At 63.8% G+C, this 15,708-nt stretch carries 17 protein-coding genes; 9 read left to right on the top strand and 8 right to left on the bottom strand.

Features of this window, described 5'->3' with window-relative positions:
* Positions 1-7 precede the first annotated feature (7 nt).
* Positions 8-265 (top strand): glutaredoxin family protein, encoded by a 258-nt coding sequence (locus tag KF885_06500; protein ID MBX3048804.1) that lies wholly within the window; start codon positions 8-10, stop codon positions 263-265.
* Here KF885_06500 and KF885_06495 read toward each other — a convergent pair.
* From KF885_06495 to KF885_06470, 6 genes are all read right to left on the bottom strand, one after another.
* Positions 262-636, bottom strand: a complete 375-nt coding sequence (locus KF885_06495) for a diacylglycerol kinase family protein (protein MBX3048803.1) — start codon at positions 634-636, stop codon at positions 262-264. The genes KF885_06500 and KF885_06495 overlap by 4 nt on opposite strands.
* Positions 629-1,087, bottom strand: coding sequence for an rRNA maturation RNase YbeY (gene ybeY / locus KF885_06490; GenBank protein MBX3048802.1), 459 nt, complete (start codon positions 1,085-1,087; stop codon positions 629-631). The genes KF885_06495 and ybeY overlap by 8 nt, the downstream gene beginning before the upstream one ends.
* A complete protein-coding gene (locus KF885_06485) occupies positions 1,084-3,216 on the bottom strand; it encodes an HDIG domain-containing protein (GenBank protein ID MBX3048801.1) in 2,133 nt (710 codons plus the stop codon). Before KF885_06485 ends, ybeY begins: the two co-directional genes overlap by 4 nt.
* Positions 3,217-3,225: 9 nt before the next feature.
* On the bottom strand, positions 3,226-3,672 hold the full coding sequence (locus tag KF885_06480) for a GatB/YqeY domain-containing protein (GenBank protein ID MBX3048800.1): 447 nt from the start codon (positions 3,670-3,672) through the stop codon (positions 3,226-3,228).
* 55 nt (positions 3,673-3,727) lie between these two features.
* Positions 3,728-4,078 carry a histidine triad nucleotide-binding protein gene (locus tag KF885_06475; GenBank protein MBX3048799.1) on the bottom strand — a complete coding sequence of 117 codons (351 nt, stop codon included), beginning with the start codon at positions 4,076-4,078 and terminating at the stop codon, positions 3,728-3,730.
* Positions 4,079-4,294: 216 nt separating this feature from the next.
* Complete coding sequence (locus tag KF885_06470; GenBank protein ID MBX3048798.1) at positions 4,295-5,356, bottom strand: hypothetical protein; 1,062 nt, start codon at positions 5,354-5,356, stop codon at positions 4,295-4,297.
* A gap of 95 nt (positions 5,357-5,451) precedes the next feature.
* On the opposite strand from KF885_06470, the gene KF885_06465 reads away from it, so the two are divergent.
* From KF885_06465 to KF885_06450, 4 genes are all read left to right on the top strand, one after another.
* Positions 5,452-6,663, top strand: coding sequence for an acyl-CoA dehydrogenase family protein (locus KF885_06465; GenBank protein MBX3048797.1), 1,212 nt, complete (start codon positions 5,452-5,454; stop codon positions 6,661-6,663).
* 40 nt (positions 6,664-6,703) lie between these two features.
* On the top strand, positions 6,704-6,874 hold the full coding sequence (locus KF885_06460) for a GIY-YIG nuclease family protein (protein MBX3048796.1): 171 nt from the start codon (positions 6,704-6,706) through the stop codon (positions 6,872-6,874).
* A 255-nt stretch (positions 6,875-7,129) separates the two neighbouring features.
* Positions 7,130-7,894, top strand: coding sequence for an electron transfer flavoprotein subunit beta/FixA family protein (locus tag KF885_06455; GenBank protein ID MBX3048795.1), 765 nt, complete (start codon positions 7,130-7,132; stop codon positions 7,892-7,894).
* Positions 7,894-8,937, top strand: a complete 1,044-nt coding sequence (locus tag KF885_06450; GenBank protein ID MBX3048794.1) for an electron transfer flavoprotein subunit alpha/FixB family protein — start codon at positions 7,894-7,896, stop codon at positions 8,935-8,937. Before KF885_06455 ends, KF885_06450 begins: the two co-directional genes overlap by 1 nt.
* Positions 8,938-9,118: 181 nt before the next feature.
* Here KF885_06450 and KF885_06445 read toward each other — a convergent pair whose 3' ends face one another.
* Positions 9,119-9,547, bottom strand: coding sequence for a hypothetical protein (locus KF885_06445; GenBank protein MBX3048793.1), 429 nt, complete (start codon positions 9,545-9,547; stop codon positions 9,119-9,121).
* Between the two features lie 132 nt (positions 9,548-9,679).
* On the opposite strand from KF885_06445, the gene KF885_06440 reads away from it, so the two are divergent.
* From KF885_06440 to KF885_06425, 4 genes are read left to right on the top strand one after another with little or no spacing between them, the layout of a single operon-like run.
* Complete coding sequence (locus KF885_06440; protein ID MBX3048792.1) at positions 9,680-10,441, top strand: DUF3662 domain-containing protein; 762 nt, start codon at positions 9,680-9,682, stop codon at positions 10,439-10,441.
* A gap of 3 nt (positions 10,442-10,444) precedes the next feature.
* Positions 10,445-10,891: an FHA domain-containing protein gene (locus tag KF885_06435; protein MBX3048791.1), complete on the top strand. Its 447-nt coding sequence runs from the start codon at positions 10,445-10,447 to the stop codon at positions 10,889-10,891.
* The gene (mtnP, locus tag KF885_06430) at positions 10,888-11,754 is read left to right on the top strand and encodes an S-methyl-5'-thioadenosine phosphorylase (GenBank protein MBX3048790.1); all 867 of its coding nucleotides are present in this window, start codon (positions 10,888-10,890) and stop codon (positions 11,752-11,754) included. Before KF885_06435 ends, mtnP begins: the two co-directional genes overlap by 4 nt.
* Positions 11,751-14,384, top strand: coding sequence for an FtsW/RodA/SpoVE family cell cycle protein (locus tag KF885_06425; protein ID MBX3048789.1), 2,634 nt, complete (start codon positions 11,751-11,753; stop codon positions 14,382-14,384). The genes mtnP and KF885_06425 overlap by 4 nt, the downstream gene beginning before the upstream one ends.
* On the opposite strand, the gene KF885_06420 is transcribed toward KF885_06425, so the two are convergent.
* Entirely contained in the window at positions 14,381-15,601 is a 1,221-nt protein-coding gene (locus KF885_06420; GenBank protein MBX3048788.1) for a tyrosine--tRNA ligase, read from the bottom strand. The genes KF885_06425 and KF885_06420 overlap by 4 nt on opposite strands.
* Between the last annotated feature and the right edge of the window lie 107 nt (positions 15,602-15,708).

The following is a 15,708-nucleotide window of genomic DNA, read 5'->3' as shown; positions in this document are numbered from 1 at the left end:
TATGTCTATGCTCCTCACTCTTTACGGCGACAGTCACTGCGAAGATTCGCTGCGCAGCATGCAGCACCTGCGCCAGCGCAATATTCCCTTTCGGGAAGTGGATATTGACCTGGATGCGGAAGCCGAACGGTTTGTGGTCTTTATCAACGGCGGTTTCCGCAGCACGCCGACCATCGTATTCGGTGAAGGCCAACGCAAGGTGATCCTGACCGAACCGAGCAACGCCCAACTGGATGAAGTCCTGGCGCAGGAAGGGCTGGCCTAACCAAACAGCCGCGCCCACAGCGGCGGCCCCAGCACCAGCACACCCAACACAGAGGATGTCAGCGCGGCCAGCACCACTGCAGCGGCGCTGACGTCTTTGGCGGCCTTGGCCAGCGGGTGCTGCTGCGGGCTGGCCAGGTCCACAATCGCCTCCAGAGCGGTGTTGAAGAACTCGGCGACCCACACCAACCCGACCGCCACGGCCAGCAGTACCCAGTCACCCAGACCCACCCGCAGCCACAGGCCCAGAACCACCACAGCCAGGGTGACAAAACCGTGCACCCAGGCATTCGGCTGGGTGCGCAGCACATAGGCCATGCCGGAAAAGGCGGGGCCAAACGAAGCCAGGCGGCCGCGCAAAAAGTCAATCATCTTCACCTTCGTGCACAATCTCCAGCGGAATGTACAGGGCCTGCAGCACGCGCCCCTGGGCCGCCCACATCTGCGCCTTGTCTTGCGGCGTGGCGTGGTCATGGCCCAGCAGGTGCAGCAAACCATGCACAGCCAGCAGCTGCAGCTCCTGTTCCAGACTGTGGCCGCGCTGTTCGGCCTGGGCCTGGGCGCGCGGCACGGAGATGATCACATCGCCCAGGTAGAGGCTCTCCTCGGCGTCCCCGGAGGGGAAAGAGAGCACGTCTGTGGGTTTGTCCTGGCCCATGAACTGCAGATTGAGTTCGTGCAGCTTTTCATCGCCGGTCAGCACCAGGCTAAAGGTGTAATCCGGATTGGCTTGCTGGTCTTGCAGGGTCAGCTCAGCAGCTCGATTGAGCAAGTCGGTACGGCCCGGCTGGTGATAGTCTGACTCGATATAAAAATGGATCATTGCTTGGGTTTCAAGCTGGGCTGGGCGTCAGATGCCGCAATGGTGGTCTCGTCCAACTCAGGGTACACCAGCCGGGGATGATAGACGCCGCGCAGGCCAGAAACAAACACGTCTTCAATGACCTTCAGGTCTTGCAGGGTCAGGTCGGTGTTTTCCAGCTGGCCCTGAGCCAGGCGGTTGTCGATCACGTTCTTCACCAGGGCGCGCAACTCTTCACGCGTGTCCGGCCGCTCGGAGCGCGTGCGCGCTTCGCAGCCGTCGGCCAGCATGACTAGGGCAGTCTCGCGCGAGCCCGGCTTGGGGCCTGGGTAGCGGAACTCGTTTACGTCCACTTTGCTCTCGTCGCCGCCGGCGGCTTCGAGCGCCTTGGCGTACTGGTAGCGCGCCAACAAGGTGCCGTGGTGCTCAGCGATGAAGTCCTGAATGCGCTTGGGCAAGTGGTGCTTGGCGGCCAGCTGCAACCCATCCGGCACATGCTGCAAGATGACCTTGGCGCTTTCCTGCGGAGTGAGCGCATCATGCGGGTTCTTGCTGCCCGGCACCTGGTTCTCGATGAAGAAGTGCGGCTGGCGGGCCTTGCCGGCGTCGTGATACAGCGAGCCGATGCGGGTCAGCACCGGGTCGGCGCCGATGGCCTCGGCGGCCTGCTCCGACAGGTTGGCGATGAGCAGGCTGTGTTGGTAGGTGCCCGGCGCATTCCGCAAGATGAATTGCAATAAAGGATGGTCCGGCCGGGCCAGCTCCATCAACTGGATGGTGGTGGTAAGCCCCAGCCACTGCGCTAGCAAGAGCTGCAGCACGATGGTCAGGCTGGCAGCGCCAAAGCCGTTCAGCCCGGCGGCCCCCAGCAGGGTCACCATGCCGACCACATCTGTGGAAGCCAGCGGCAGGCGGTAGGCCAACAGCACGGCCGCCCCCGCCAGGGCCACCCCGGCTCCCGCCCAGAAGTAAGCCATGATGCGCTTGGCACGCTTGAGCAGCAGGATGCCGAACAGGCTGCTGAGGAAATAATAGAGGGTCAAGTCAAAGCCGTTTGGCAGGTTGTAGGCGATCAGCACGCTCAGGACCAGGGTGAAGACCATGGCGGCTTGCGAACTGTACAGGCTGGCCACCAGCAAGGCGAAGCCCGCCACCGGGAAGATGTAAGGCGCCACCGTGCGCTCGATGAGCAGTAAACGCGCCAGAGCCAGAAAGGCCAGGAAGAGCAGGGTGACCAGCACCAGGCTGCGCGCATCTTGCAGTAATTCGGGGCGGGAGCGCACGAAAAGCGCCGCCAGGGTAAACAGGGTCAGGGTCAGCGCGCCGACAGCGACATAATCCTGCCAGCGGGCCTCGGGCTGGATGAGGCCGAACTGTTCCAGGGCCTCCAGCTCGACCTCGGAGACCACCTGGCCGCGCTGCACAATGACCTCATTGCTCAGAAACGTGCGTGTGACTGGCTGCACCGTGGCGCGCGCCTGGGCGCGCGCTTCTTCAGTGGCGACTTCAGAATAAAAACTGTTGGGGGCCACAAAGCTGGAGACCAGCTGGGCCACAATTTGGGCCTGGCTCTCCGGCATGGAGAGGGTCACCAGGGCCGGCACGCTGCGGCGAGCTTCCTCCAAGCGTCCCTGGCGAATGCTGCTGCGCATGACCTGCTCCAGCACCACGATGCTTTCCTGCTGCACATTCTGCCAGGCGCCGCCGTCGAGCAGCAAAATGGCCTGGGCCGTCTCCTGGTTCAGGTTGACGTTTTGCAAAGCCGCCAGGTCATTGATCTGCTGTTCCAGCGAAGCGAAATTGTCCTGGCGCACGGTGGTGATGAAGTTGAGCGCCTGGCGCAGCTGCTCCAGCTGGTCACGCGCCACAGTAGCTTCCGGCGCGCCGTAGATGGGCGCCACCGCATTGGCGCTTTCCTCACGCTGCCGGGCGGTGAGCACTTCGCTCTGGTAGCTGAGCGTGTAAGGCGCCAGCACGTCTTGCACCGCCACCTGCCCGGCTTCCAGCGTCAGCGAGGTTTGCTGATTTGTATAAGGGAGGGTAAGGATGAATAAGGCAGCCAGCAAACCCAGCAACCAGACAAGGCCCAGAAAGTAGAGGCGGCGGGTGGACCAGCGGGGGGCGCGCTGGGGGCTGGTTTGGATGGCCATAAGAAAAGCTTAGGACTGCAGCTTGTCGCGCACCAGCTGGCTGACCTGGCTGCCGTCGGCGCGTCCCTGCAGCTGCGGCAGGACCAGTTTCATCACCCTGCCCATATCGGCAGGGCTGGCCGCCCCTGCTTCCGCAATGGCGGCAGTGACGATCGCTTCAAGCTCTGCGGCGTCCATCGCCTGCGGCAGGTAGTCTTGCAACACTGCAATCTCGACCTGGGCCGCCTCAGCCAGGTCCGGCCGGTTGGCTTTGCCCGCCTCGTTAATCGCCTCCTGGCGGGATTTAACTTCCTTCTGCAGGATGGCCAATACGGCGGCATCATCCAAGTCGCCGCGCTTTTGCACTTCGGCTTCTTTGACGGCCGCCAGGGTCATGCGCAGCGTGTTCTTGCGCACCACATCGCTGGCTTTCATGGCCTCTTTCAGCGCTACTTCGAGTTCAGCTTTCTTGCTCATAAGGCTTTAATTATACCGATTGGCACCCATTACAGGGAAACAAATGCCAGCAGCGCTATCCGAGGGGGTGCTGCATGGGCTGCCCGCCCAAAAAATGGATGTGCAAATGCGGCACTTCCTGGCGTCCGTCGCTGCCGGTGTTGGCGATCAGGCGGTAGCCGCGCTCGAATATGCCCTCAATCTCGGCGATTTTGGGGGCGGCGGCCAGCAGGTGACCGGCAATGGTTACATCCTGCGAGGTCAGCTGATTGGTGCTGGGGATGTGCATGTTGGGCACGATGAGGATGTGAATAGGCGCCTTGGGGTGGAGGTCGCGAAAAGCGCTGACCTGTTCATCCTGATAGACCATCTCGGCCGGCAATTCCCCGGCAATGATCTTGCAAAAGATGCAGTTGGCTTCGGTCATGGCGGCTCCTCTGTCAAGTTGTAATAATAACAATCAGCGGGGGCGGTATTTGTTACATATTACATGTTTATTGCGGCGATCCCACGGCCGGATTAAAGCACAGGTATGGTCGCTGGCTGAGATTTGACCGGGAAATCAAGTGTTTCGCGCAGGCTGCCGTGTCATTCCGCAGGATCAAACCATCGCGGCGGGGATCCTTCGCCAAGGCAAACTCAATTATTGCGAGTACTGCAAAATCAACTCCCGGGCCCAAATGGCTTCGGGACTGCCCGCCGCCAGGTCGATGACCTGATTGAACGCCGCCAAAGCGGCGGCAATCTCCTCATCTGCTAGATAAAACAGCCCCAGGTAGAGATGGGCGGGCGCGTACCCCGCATCAGCCCGCACGGCCTGCTGCAGAAAGCGCAAACCCACGGCGCGGTCGCCCTTCAATATATAGGCGCGGCCCAGCAGCACCAGCACTTCCGGCTGGCTGCCTACCAGGCGGTGGGCTTCTATGGCGGCCGGCAGGCCCAGCTGCTCCACATACAGCTCGCTGTCTAGGCTGTAGCGCGCCAGGGCCAGCCAGACCTGCGGGTCGTTGGGCGTCAGGCCCGCGGCCTGCTCAAAATGCTGGCGGGCAGCCAACGGGTCGCCGGCCAGCATGGCCCCCTGCCCCCACTGCACATAGATGGCCGGGTTTTCAGGGTCCAGCTGGGCGGCAAAAGCAAAATGGCTGTCCGCTTGGCTGAAATTGCCCCGGCGCTGCTGGTAGAGGGCATGGAAGAGCTGCACGGCCACCGAACGCGGGTTGAGTTCCAGGGCGCGCTGCAGAGCATCCCAGGGGTCCGCCCCGTTCTGGTAGCGGGCCTCGCCCAGATAGGCCCAGGCCTCAGCGTAGTCCGGGTCGGCCAGCACGGCTTGCAGCAAGGCTTGCTGGGCCAGGTCCCAGTGGCCCAGGGCGGCCAAGGCCTGGGCGGTGGCTGTGTACAGGTAGGCCTGGTTGTCCGCCAGCCGGGCGGCCTGAATGGCACGGGCCAGCAGGCGGGCTTGCTCCGCCTGCGGGTGCTCGCTAAGCATGACCTCTTCCAGCTGCGGCAGGGCCTCCAACGGCTGCTGGGCCGCCAGGGCCAGGCCGTGCTGGTAAGCATCGCCCAGGGTATCTGGCGTGGGCGTGTAGGTCAGCGTGGGCAGCGGACCTTCATGCGGGGTGAAGCCGCGCAGCCAGGTACTGGGCAGCACGATCAGGGCCAGGGCCACCAAAAGGACCAAAACGACGCGTTTCAGGAAACGGAGCACGCCTAAATTATACGGGGCTGGTGTGCTTCAGGTGGGGCCGGGCCTCGCGGTATAATGCCCGTGCGTTCTATCACAATCCTTTTCCAAGAGGGCACATGGATTTTCAACTCACTGAAGAGCACCGCATGGTGCAGAACATGGTCCGGGAATTCGCTCATAAAGAGGTGATTCCCGTGATCAAAGAATGGGACCGCAAGCAGGAAATGGCCCCGTTCATCCTGCCGCGCATGGCCGAACTGGGTATTTTGGGCATCAACATCCCAGTGCGCTACGGTGGACAGGGCTTCGACTACATTTCGCTGGGTTTGGTCTGCGAAGAGCTGGAAGTGGCCGACACCACCCTGCGGGTGGTGATGTCCGTGCATATGGGCCTGAACAGCATGGCCCTGCTGCAGTGGGGCACTGAAGAGCAGAAGCAGAAGTTCCTGGTGCCGCAGGCCAAAGGCGAGAAGTACGCCTGTTTCGGCCTGACCGAACCCGGGGCCGGCTCTGATGTGGCTGGCATGAAGGGCACCGCCCGCCGGGAAGGCGACGAATACGTGCTGAACGGCGAGAAGATGTGGATCTCGCTGGCCAGCAAGGCGCACCATGCCCTGGTGGTGATGCGCACCAACCCGGATGTGGACCCGCATGACGGCCTGAGCGCCTTCATCCTCGAGCTGGACCGACCCGGTGTGAAGACCGGTGACATCCACGGCAAGATGGGCGTGCGGGCCGGCTCCACCGGCTGGATCTCGATGCAGGACGTGCGCGTGCCGGCCGAGAACCGTCTGGGCGAAGAAGGCGAAGGCTTCAAGATCGCCATGTCCTGCCTGGACAACGGGCGCTACACGGTAGCGGCGGGGGCCACCGGCCTAGTGCGCGCCAGCTTGGAAGCCAGCGTGAAGTATGCGCATGAGCGCAAAGCCTTCGGTAAAGAGATCGGCCAGTTCCAACTGGTGCAGCAAAAGATCGCTTACATGATGCAGTCCTATGAAGCCGCCCGTCTGCTGTATCTGAAATCGGGCTGGATGAAGAACCAGGGCCAGCGCAACACCAAGGAAACCTCGCTGGCCAAGTGGTACGCCACCGACGCCTCCTTCGAGGCGGCCAGCGAGGCCATTCAAGTGCACGGCGCCTACGGCTTCAGCGACGAGTACGACGTGGAGCGCTACCTGCGCAATTCCAAGGGCGGCGTGATCTACGAAGGCACCAGCGAGATCCACCAGATCATGCAGGCTGGCTACGCCCTGGGCTACCGCCAGGACGCCGAGCTGCGCTGCGAGCTGCCCGCCTACGATGCGGAGTACTGGCAAGCACAGGGATAGATGCGCAAAGACCAGTTGGCCTCAGTACATAATGACGAATGTGCGACATTCCGTGCTGTACACTGGAGTGACCAACGATTTGCCGCGTCGCGTACTCGAACACAAAAGCAAAGGCAGCAATGGTTTCACCGCAAGATATAACGTGGACAAACTCGTGTTTACGAAGTTACAGACGATATCGAGGCCGCCATACTTCGAGAGAAGCAGATAAAAGCAGGTTCGAGACAAAAGAAACTGGACTTAATCCACAGCGTGAACCCAAACTGGAGAGATTTGGCTAAGGAACTTGTTGATTTCTAAACCCGTTGCGACCAGAGATTGCTTCGTCGCTCGCCGTTGCTTTGCAACGGCTTACTCCTCGCTATGACAAGATGTCATTGCGAGCGCAGCGAAGCAATCTCGTAGGGTCGAGTTAATTTGCACGACTCCCTAGTCGTAAGTACAGGAGGATTTCTTGAAAATTGCAGTGTTCGTAAAACAAGTGCCGGACTCGGCGGCCAAGATCACCGTCGAGAACGGTGTGGTGAACTGGGGCGATGCGCCCCTGGTGATCAACCCCTGGGATGAGTACGCCGTGGAGGCCGCGCTGCTGCTGGCTGAAAAGCACGGCGGCGAAGTGACCGCCTACAGCCTGGGCGACGAAAACGCCAAAGAGGCGCTCAAGCACGCCCTGGCGATGGGCTGCCAGCAAGCCGTGCTGATCTCTGACCCGGCCCTGGCCAATGCCGACACGGCCGCCGTGGCCCGGGCGCTGGCCGCCGCCGCCCAAAAGGACGGCGCCGATCTGGCGCTGTTCGGCAAACAAGCCATCGACTGGGACTCCGGTGTGACGCCGTCCATGACCGCCCGTGTGCTGGGCTGGCCGGCGCTCTCGCTGGTGGCCGCCGTCCCGGCGCTGGACCCGGCCGGCAAGACGATCAAGGTCGAGCGCGCCATTGAAGAAGGCCGCCAAGTGGTGGAGAGCCGCCTGCCCGCCGCCCTCAGTATTGTCAAAGACTATGCGGAGCCGCGCTACCCCTCGTTCATGGGCATCCGCAAGGCAGCTCAGGCGCAGATCCCCAGTTGGACGCTGGCCGACCTGGGCATCAGCGCCCCAGCCAACACGGTGGAGACGCTGGAGATCAGCGCCCCGCCCGCCCGTGAAGTGAGCAACGAGATCATCACCGGCGACAGCCCGGCGGACATCGCCGCCAAGCTGGTGGACAAGATCATTGGCGAAGGGGTGCTGTAATGAGCAAGTTCTTCGTTTTTATTGACCAATTCAAGGGCCAGGCCCTGCCGGCCTCTTGGGAAGTGGTGACCGCCGCCCGCCAACTGGCCGACCAGGCCGGCGGCAGCGTCAGCGCGCTGGTCTTCGGCCCCGAGGCGGAAGCCCTGGCGCAGACCGCCATCCACTACGGCGCCGACGAGGCCCTGGCCTGCGCCGACGCGACCCTCAGTGACTATCGCCCCGAAGCCTACACCAGCCTGCTGGCCCAGTTGGCCAAAGAGCACAGCCCGCAGGCCGTGCTATTCCCCACCACCACCCGCGGCCGTGAACTGGCTGGCATGCTAGCGATCGACCTGGAAAGCGGCGTGCTGCCGGATGTGACCGCCATTAACCTGCAGGACGGCAAGCTGGTGGCCACCCGCCCGATCTACGCCGGCAAGCTGCTGGCCAAGGTGGTATGCAATGCCACGCCGCAGCTGCTGACCCTGCGCGCCCGCGCCTTCGGCAAGCCCGCCGCCGACAGCAGCCGCAGCGGCTCGGTGAGCAGCGTAGCCGCGGCCCTGGCCGAGGGCGACATCGCCTCCAAGGTGGTGGATTACGCCGCCGGGGATGGCCGGGTTTCGCTGGGGGATGCCGGGGTAATCATCTCCGGCGGCCGCGGCGTGGCTACCAACCCCAACCTGACGCCGCCAGCCGAGATCACTGACGCCAAAGAGAAGGAAATCTGGCTGGCGCACCAGGGCTTTGCCCTGCTGACCGAGCTGGCCGAAGTGCTGGGCGCCGCAGTGGGCGCCAGCCGCGCCGCGGTGGACGCGGGCTACGTGCCCTACGCCCACCAGGTGGGCCAGACCGGCAAGGTGGTCTCGCCGGACCTGTACATTGCCGCCGGCATCTCCGGCGCCATCCAACACCTGGCGGGCATGCGCACCAGCAAGGTCATCGTCGCCATAAACAAAGACGCTGATGCGCCGATCTTCAAGGTGGCCCGCTTCGGCGTCGTCGGCGACCTGTATGAGCTGCTGCCGGCGCTGACCCAGGCGTTCAAGGAACGGCTGAACAAGTAGCCGGGCAGACAACCTACACCGACCGTCTTTGCGAGCCCGTTATAAGCGGGCGAAGCAATCCCCGAGTTGGTCTTGCAAACTGGCTTGGGGATTGCGAGAGCGCTGCAGAGCAGCGCTCTCGCAAAGACGTTTTGGTTGTGCCTACTTCGGGGCGTATAGCGCTCCTCGCAATGACTCCTGCTTACCCCGGATAACTGAATTCGCCTACCAGCTCTCCGTTCAGCCATACAGAATAGCTGCCATCGGCGGCGCCTTCCATCGGGATGCGGATGCTTTCTTCGAACGGCTGCAAGACCTGGGTGCACATCACGGCCGGGTCAATTTCGGACCACAGGCTCACCTGAATACGCTTGTCTGCATCCGGCTGGGCCACGTCAGCGTGCAGCGTGTGGCAAGGCGTGGGCAAGTTGCCGCTGACCGAGAGCATGATCTGTACCGGGAAGCTCTCCATCACCAGCAACTCGGCTTGATCTACGAAGACCGCCCCACCGGAGGGCTGCGGTGCGCAGCAGACCGGGCCCGGGTCGGGTGTGGGCGTCAGCTCGGGGGTCGAGGCTGCACAAGCGGACAACAAGACGGCCATTAGGGCCAGGAATAGGAATTGTTTCATCGCGTCCTCCTATAGATCACTTATACAGTCATAACGAACGGGCTGCCGAATAAGTTCCCGTGCGATTAATCTTGAATAAATCCTGCAGGCTGACGCCCGCCCAGCCCGCCAGGAAAAGATACAATAATTCCGATGAGCTCCCTCAGCCGCTTTGAAGCCCGTTTGCAGCGCCTTATAGAAGAAGGCACTTCACGATTGTTCTCTGCCAAGGACACCAAAAGCCAACTGGCCGCCAACCTGATCGAGGCGATGCAGCATGAAGTGCACTTTGGCCAAGGTGACAGCCTGCTGGCGCCCGGCATCTACACTATTCATGCCAGCGAAGAACACGCTCAGGAGCTGCGCGGCAACCAGGCGCTGCTGGATGAGCTCAAGCAGAGCCTGCTGACCGCCGCCAACAGCTCCGGCGTTCAGTTGGCCTGCCCGCCGGTGCTGCACATCGCCGCCGAAGCGGAGCTGAGCGCCGGGCAGTTCCGGGTACGCTCCTCGGGGCTGGGCGAAAGCCTTTCGCAGACCCAAGTGCTGCGCCCGCTGGCGCCCGCAGCTGCCAACCAGCAGCTGCCGCCGGATGCCTTTCTGATCGTCGGCGGGGTGGAGATCTTCCAACTCAGTCTGCCGATCGTCAACATCGGCCGTAAGAAAGACAACCATCTGGTGATCGATAATCCGGCGGTCTCACGCCGCCACGCCCAGCTGCGCGCTATTTCCGGCCAATATCACTTCTTCGATCTCGGTTCCACTGGTGGCTCACGCGTGAACAACGCAGAGGTCAAGACCGCCGTGCTCTCGGCGGGTGACGTGATCAGCCTGGCGGGCGTGCCATTGATCTACGGCCAGGACGCCGGCCCGCATGCTGAGACGCAGGAATTCCGCCCGCAAGCCGGCCAGCCTTAGTCCATGGAGAACCTCAGCGCTTACATTTTGCTGGCGCTGCGCCTGTTAATGGCCGCGGCCTTATACAGCTTCCTCGGCTGGGGCTTTTACACCCTGTGGCGCGATCTGCGCCAGCAGGCCAAGCAAACCATCGAGCAGCGCGCCCCCTCCCTGCTGGCCGTGCTGCTGGAAGGCGAAGAAGCCCTGCGCTTCACCGCGCCGGAGATCACAATTGGCCGCCACCCCAGCTGCGAATGGCTGCTGGGGGACGACACGGTTTCCTCGCAGCATGCCCGGCTCAGCTTCCACCATGACCAGTGGTGGCTGGAGGATCTGGGCTCCCGCAACGGCACACGCCTGAACGGCGAGCCGCTCAGCGCGCCGGTGGTGCTGGCGGACCAGGACCAGATCTTCTGCGGCCAGGTGGGCTTCACCATTCATTTTGAAAATGCTCCCCGGGAGGAAGAATGACCCCCATTCCATCTCTGGCGATCATCGGCGGCTCTGGGCTGTATTCCATCCCAGGGCTGGAAGACGTGCAGTCGCGTCAAGTCGATACCCCGTTCGGCGAACCCAGCTCCCCTCTGATCACGGGGAAACTGGCCGGGCAGCCGGTGGCCTTCCTGGCGCGCCACGGCATCGGCCACACCATTCCGCCCAGCCAGGTCAACTACCGCGCCAACATCTATGCCCTCAAAGCGCTGGGCGTGCGCTTCGTGCTGGCGGTTAGCGCCTGCGGCTCGCTGCGCGAGGACTATGCGCCTGGGGACATCGTCATTCCGGACCAACTTTTCGATTTCACCCGCCAGCGAGCGCGCAGTTTCTTTGACCAAGCGGGCTTTGTGGCCCATGTGGGCGTAGCGGAGCCGTTCTGCAACGCCTTCGGCCGCCAGGTGCAGGCCGCCTGCCAAGGGGCGGGCGGCACGGTGCACGCCGGCGGCAGCTACATCACCATCGAGGGGCCGCGTTTCTCCACCCGGGCCGAATCCGACAGTTACCGCGCCTGGGGCCACTCCATCATCGGCATGACCACTTCGCCGGAGGCCTTTTTGGCGCGTGAGGCCGAGCTGTGCTATGCCGTGATGGCGCATGTCACCGACTACGATGTGTGGCACAAGGAGCCGGTCAGCGTGGAGATGGTGACACGCACTATGCAACACAACCTCAGCCTGGCGCAGGAGAGCATCCGCCAGTTGGCGACGGCTTTGGACGCCGGCCAGGAGTGCGCCTGCGGCAGCGCCCTGCAGGGCGCCATCGCCACCGAGCACGACAAGATCAGCGCCGGCCAGCGCCAACAACTGGGCTTGCTGCTGGACAAGTACCTCAACTCGTGAACATTTCGCGCCCCATCCGCCGCCTGCTGCCCAGCAGCCTGTCCGCCAGCCTGCTGCGGCTGGCGGCGCTGTTCCTCAGCGCTTACGCGCTGGGGCTCAGCCTCTCGCCCCTGGTGCGCGAGCGCGGCCTGGTGGACCTGGCCGGCCTGCGCCTGGGCCACTGGCTGGGGCTGGGCGTGTGGCTGGGCGCCTTTCTGCTGCTGGACCGCCAGACCCGCCGCCTGCTGCCCAACCGCGACCCGCTGCTGCTGCCGCTGGCCGCCCTGCTCAGCGGCTGGGGGCTGATGACCGTCTGGCGGCTGACGCCTTATTTTGGCCTGCGCCAAACCATCTGGATCGCAGTGTGCAGCGGCGTGTTCCTGCTGGGCCTGCACTACCGCAAACAGTTGCTGGCTTACCTGCGCCGCTACAAATACGTCTGGCTGCTGGGCGGCTTCCTGCTGACCGCCCTGACCTTCTTTTTCGGCACCAACCCCTCGGCGCCGGAACCGCGCCTGTGGCTGGGTTTTGGGCCAATCTATTTCCAGCCTTCTGAGATCCTCAAACTGCTGCTGATCATCTATCTGGCGGCCTACCTGGCCGACCAGCAGCCGCTGACGCGCGGCTGGCTGCCGCTGCTGGCCCCCACGGCGCTGATGACCGGCCTGGCCCTGCTGCTGCTCTTCGTGCAGCGCGACCTGGGCACGGCCTGGATCTTTATCTTCATCTATATGCTGCTGATCTACACCGTGGCCGGCAAACGGCGGGTGTTGCTGGCCAGCTTGTTCCTGCTGATCATCGCCCTGGTGGCCGGCTATGAGTTGATCGGCCTGGTGCACCAGCGCGTGGATATTTGGCTGAACCCCTGGGCCGACCCCAGCAACACAGGCTACCAGATCGTGCAGGGTTTGCTGGCAGTGGCTTCCGGCGGGCTGTTCGGCCGCGGGCCGGGCATGGGCAGCCCCGGGGTGGTGCCGGTTTCGCACAGCGATTTCATTTACACCTCGATGGTGGAGGAAACCGGCCTGGTGGGCGCGCTGGCCCTGCTGGCAATGGTGGCCTTCCTGTGCCTGCGCGCTTTGCGTATCTCGCTGCACGCCCGGGACGCCTACCAGCGCTACCTGGCGATCGGCCTGGCGGCCTACCTGGCCTGCCAAAGCCTGCTGATCATCGGCGGCAACATCCGTATGCTGCCTCTGACCGGTGTGACGCTGCCCTTTGTGTCCTACGGCGGCTCGTCCCTACTGGCTTCATTCATTGCCCTGCTGCTGCTCTGCCTGGTGAGCGACGATGGGGCGCGGCGGGCGGCTCCCACCCGCCAAGCACAGTCCACCCTGGTGCTGGGCAACCTGATCCTGGCCTGCTTCGCGCTGGCCGCCATTGTCACCGCCTGGTGGACCCTGGCGCGCGGGCCTGACCTGCTGACCCGCGTGGACAATGTGCGCCGGGCGCGCTCTGACCGCTTTGTGCCGCGCGGCGCGCTGCTGGACCGCAACGACGTCGTGCTCAGCCAGACCCAGGGCGCGCCGGGCAGCTACCAGCGTGAATACCTGGTGCCTGCGCTGGGCAATGTGCTGGGCTATTCGCACTCCAACCTGGGCCAGTCTGGCCTGGAAGACGGCCTGGACCCGATCCTGCGCGGCGAGCACTACCAGCCGGCCCTCTCCTTGTGGATCAATCACGTGCTGTACGGGCAGCCCTCGCCCGGGCTGGACGTGCGCCTCAGCCTGGATGCGGCGCTGAGCCAGCAGGCCGCCAGCCTGCTGGCCGGCCAGTCCGGCGCGATGGTGCTGCTGGATGCGGCCAGCGGCGAAGTCATCGCCATGGCCTCTGCCCCCGCCTACGACCCGCGCACGCTGGACCAGGACTGGGCCAAACTGAGCGCCACGCAAGACGGCTCGCTGGCCAACAAGGCGGTGCAGGTGGCCTATCCGCCGGGCAATGCTCTGGGGCCGTTCCTGCTGGCCGCCTCCCGCGCCGCAGGGGCTTCGCCGGAGTTGCCGGATGATCTGGGGTTCTGGGTCAACGAACGCTATTTCGGCTGCAACCGCCAGCCACAGAACATGCAGTCGTGGCCGGAGTTGGTGGCCGCCGGCTGCCCGGGCGCCCTGGCCCAACTGGGCCTGGGGCTGGGCGGCGATGCGCTGCTCAGCTTGTTCAGCAACCTGGGCTTCTACAGCGCGCCGAGCATCCCCTTTGAGATCGCCGCGCAAAATATGCCCGCCAGCCTCAGCCGCGCCGGGGCGGCCGCCACCGGGCAGGACGGCCTGCTGCTCAGCCCGCTGCAAATGGCCCGGGCGGCCTGCACGCTCAGCAACTTCGGTGAGCTGCCGGCCAGCCGCATGGTTCTGGGGATCGAACGTGTGGATGGGGACGAACATTGGTTGCAGCCGGAGAGCGAGCTGGCAACCTTGAACGCACTGCCCAGTGCCTTTGCGGCCAGCATGGCCCAGCAACTGGGCAACAACCCTTTGGGGATCTGGGAACTGAGCGCCCGGGCCTTTGACGCGCAAGGCCGGGGCTACACCTGGCACCTGGCAGGCGACCTGGCCGTACAGGGCCAATCCAACCGCTGTGTGGTGGTGCTGCTGGAAGGCGCCCACCCCAGCCTGGCCCAGGATATGGCGCGGGCCTTGCTGGCCGGCGACTAAGCCACGACTTTTACGAAGCGGCGCTTGCCCACCTGCAGCACGCCGGCCCCCGGGAACGGCTGGCCGGCATCCGCCAAGACTTCTCCATCCAGCTTGACCCCCTTTTGCTCAATCAGGCGGCGTGCCTCGCTCTTGCTGGCGGCCAGCCCGGCGGCCAGCAGCACGTCCAGCACGCTTTGGCCGGCGGCCAGCGGGTATTCCGGCATTTCTTCGGGCGTACTGCCCTGCTGGAAGACGCGCGTGAAGTTCTCAGCCGCCGCCTGGGCGGCTTCGACGCCGTAGAAGATCCCGGTGATCTCGGCGGCGATGGCCGCCTTGGCGTCACGCGGGTGCAGGCTGCCATCCGCCAATGCCTGCTCTTTGGCGGCAATTTCGCTCGCCGTCCAGCGCGTCACCAAACGCATGTAGAGGCCCATGGCCTTATCCGGCACGCTCATGACTTTGCCGTACATGTCGTTGGCGTCGGTGTTGAGCGGGATGTGGTTGCCCAGCGACTTGCTCATCTTGATCTCGCCGTCGGTGCCGGGCAGGATGTCCATGATCACGCCGATGTTGGGCTTGGCGCCCAGCGCGCTCATCAGCTTGCGTCCGGCGGTGAGGATGTTGAACAACTGGTCGGTGCCGCCCACCTGCACGTCGGCCTCCAGCATGTAGGCGTCGTAGGCCTGCATGATGGAGTAAAAGGTCTCGTGCAGGTAGATCGGATCATTCTTATCCCAGCGCTCACGGAAATTCTCGCGGGTGAGGAACTGCTGCACGGTGAAGTTGGAGGCGAAGGTGATCAGCTGGGCAAAGTCCACCTTGCTCAGCCACTCGGCGTTGTAGCGAACTTCGGTCTTGTCCTTGTCCAGCACGCGGAAAGCCTGCTCGGCATAGGTGCGCGCATTGGCCTCCACATCCTGCGCGGTCAGCTGCGGGCGCAGCTTGTCCTTGTCGGAGGGGTCGCCGATCAGCGAGGTGTAGGTGCCGATCAGGAAGATGACATGGTGCCCCAGGTCCTGAAACTGGCGCAGTTTGCGCATGGGGATGGTGTGGCCCAGGTGCAGATCGGTGGTGCGCGGGTCAAAACCGGCGTAGACGCGCAGCTTGCGGCCCTCTTTTTCGGCCAGCATCAGGCGTTCACGCAGCTCGGTCTGCATGGCGGCCTGCAGTTTGGGGTCACCGTACTCGGTACCCTGCATCAGGGTGGCTACTTGTTCGTCGATCGTCATCGTCATCTCAGCATCCTAGCAGTTAAACAAAGACGCCCTCGAAGGCGAGGGCGCAGCGCAGCAGACCTTCGCCAGTCAGCGGGTCTGCGGGTAATAGGCGGGGCGGCAGTCTG

The sequence above is a fragment of the Anaerolineales bacterium genome (assembly GCA_019637805.1).
GTDB lineage: Bacteria > Chloroflexota > Anaerolineae > Anaerolineales > UBA11579 > JAMCZK01.
This window is presented reverse-complemented; position numbering and strand designations above follow the sequence as displayed.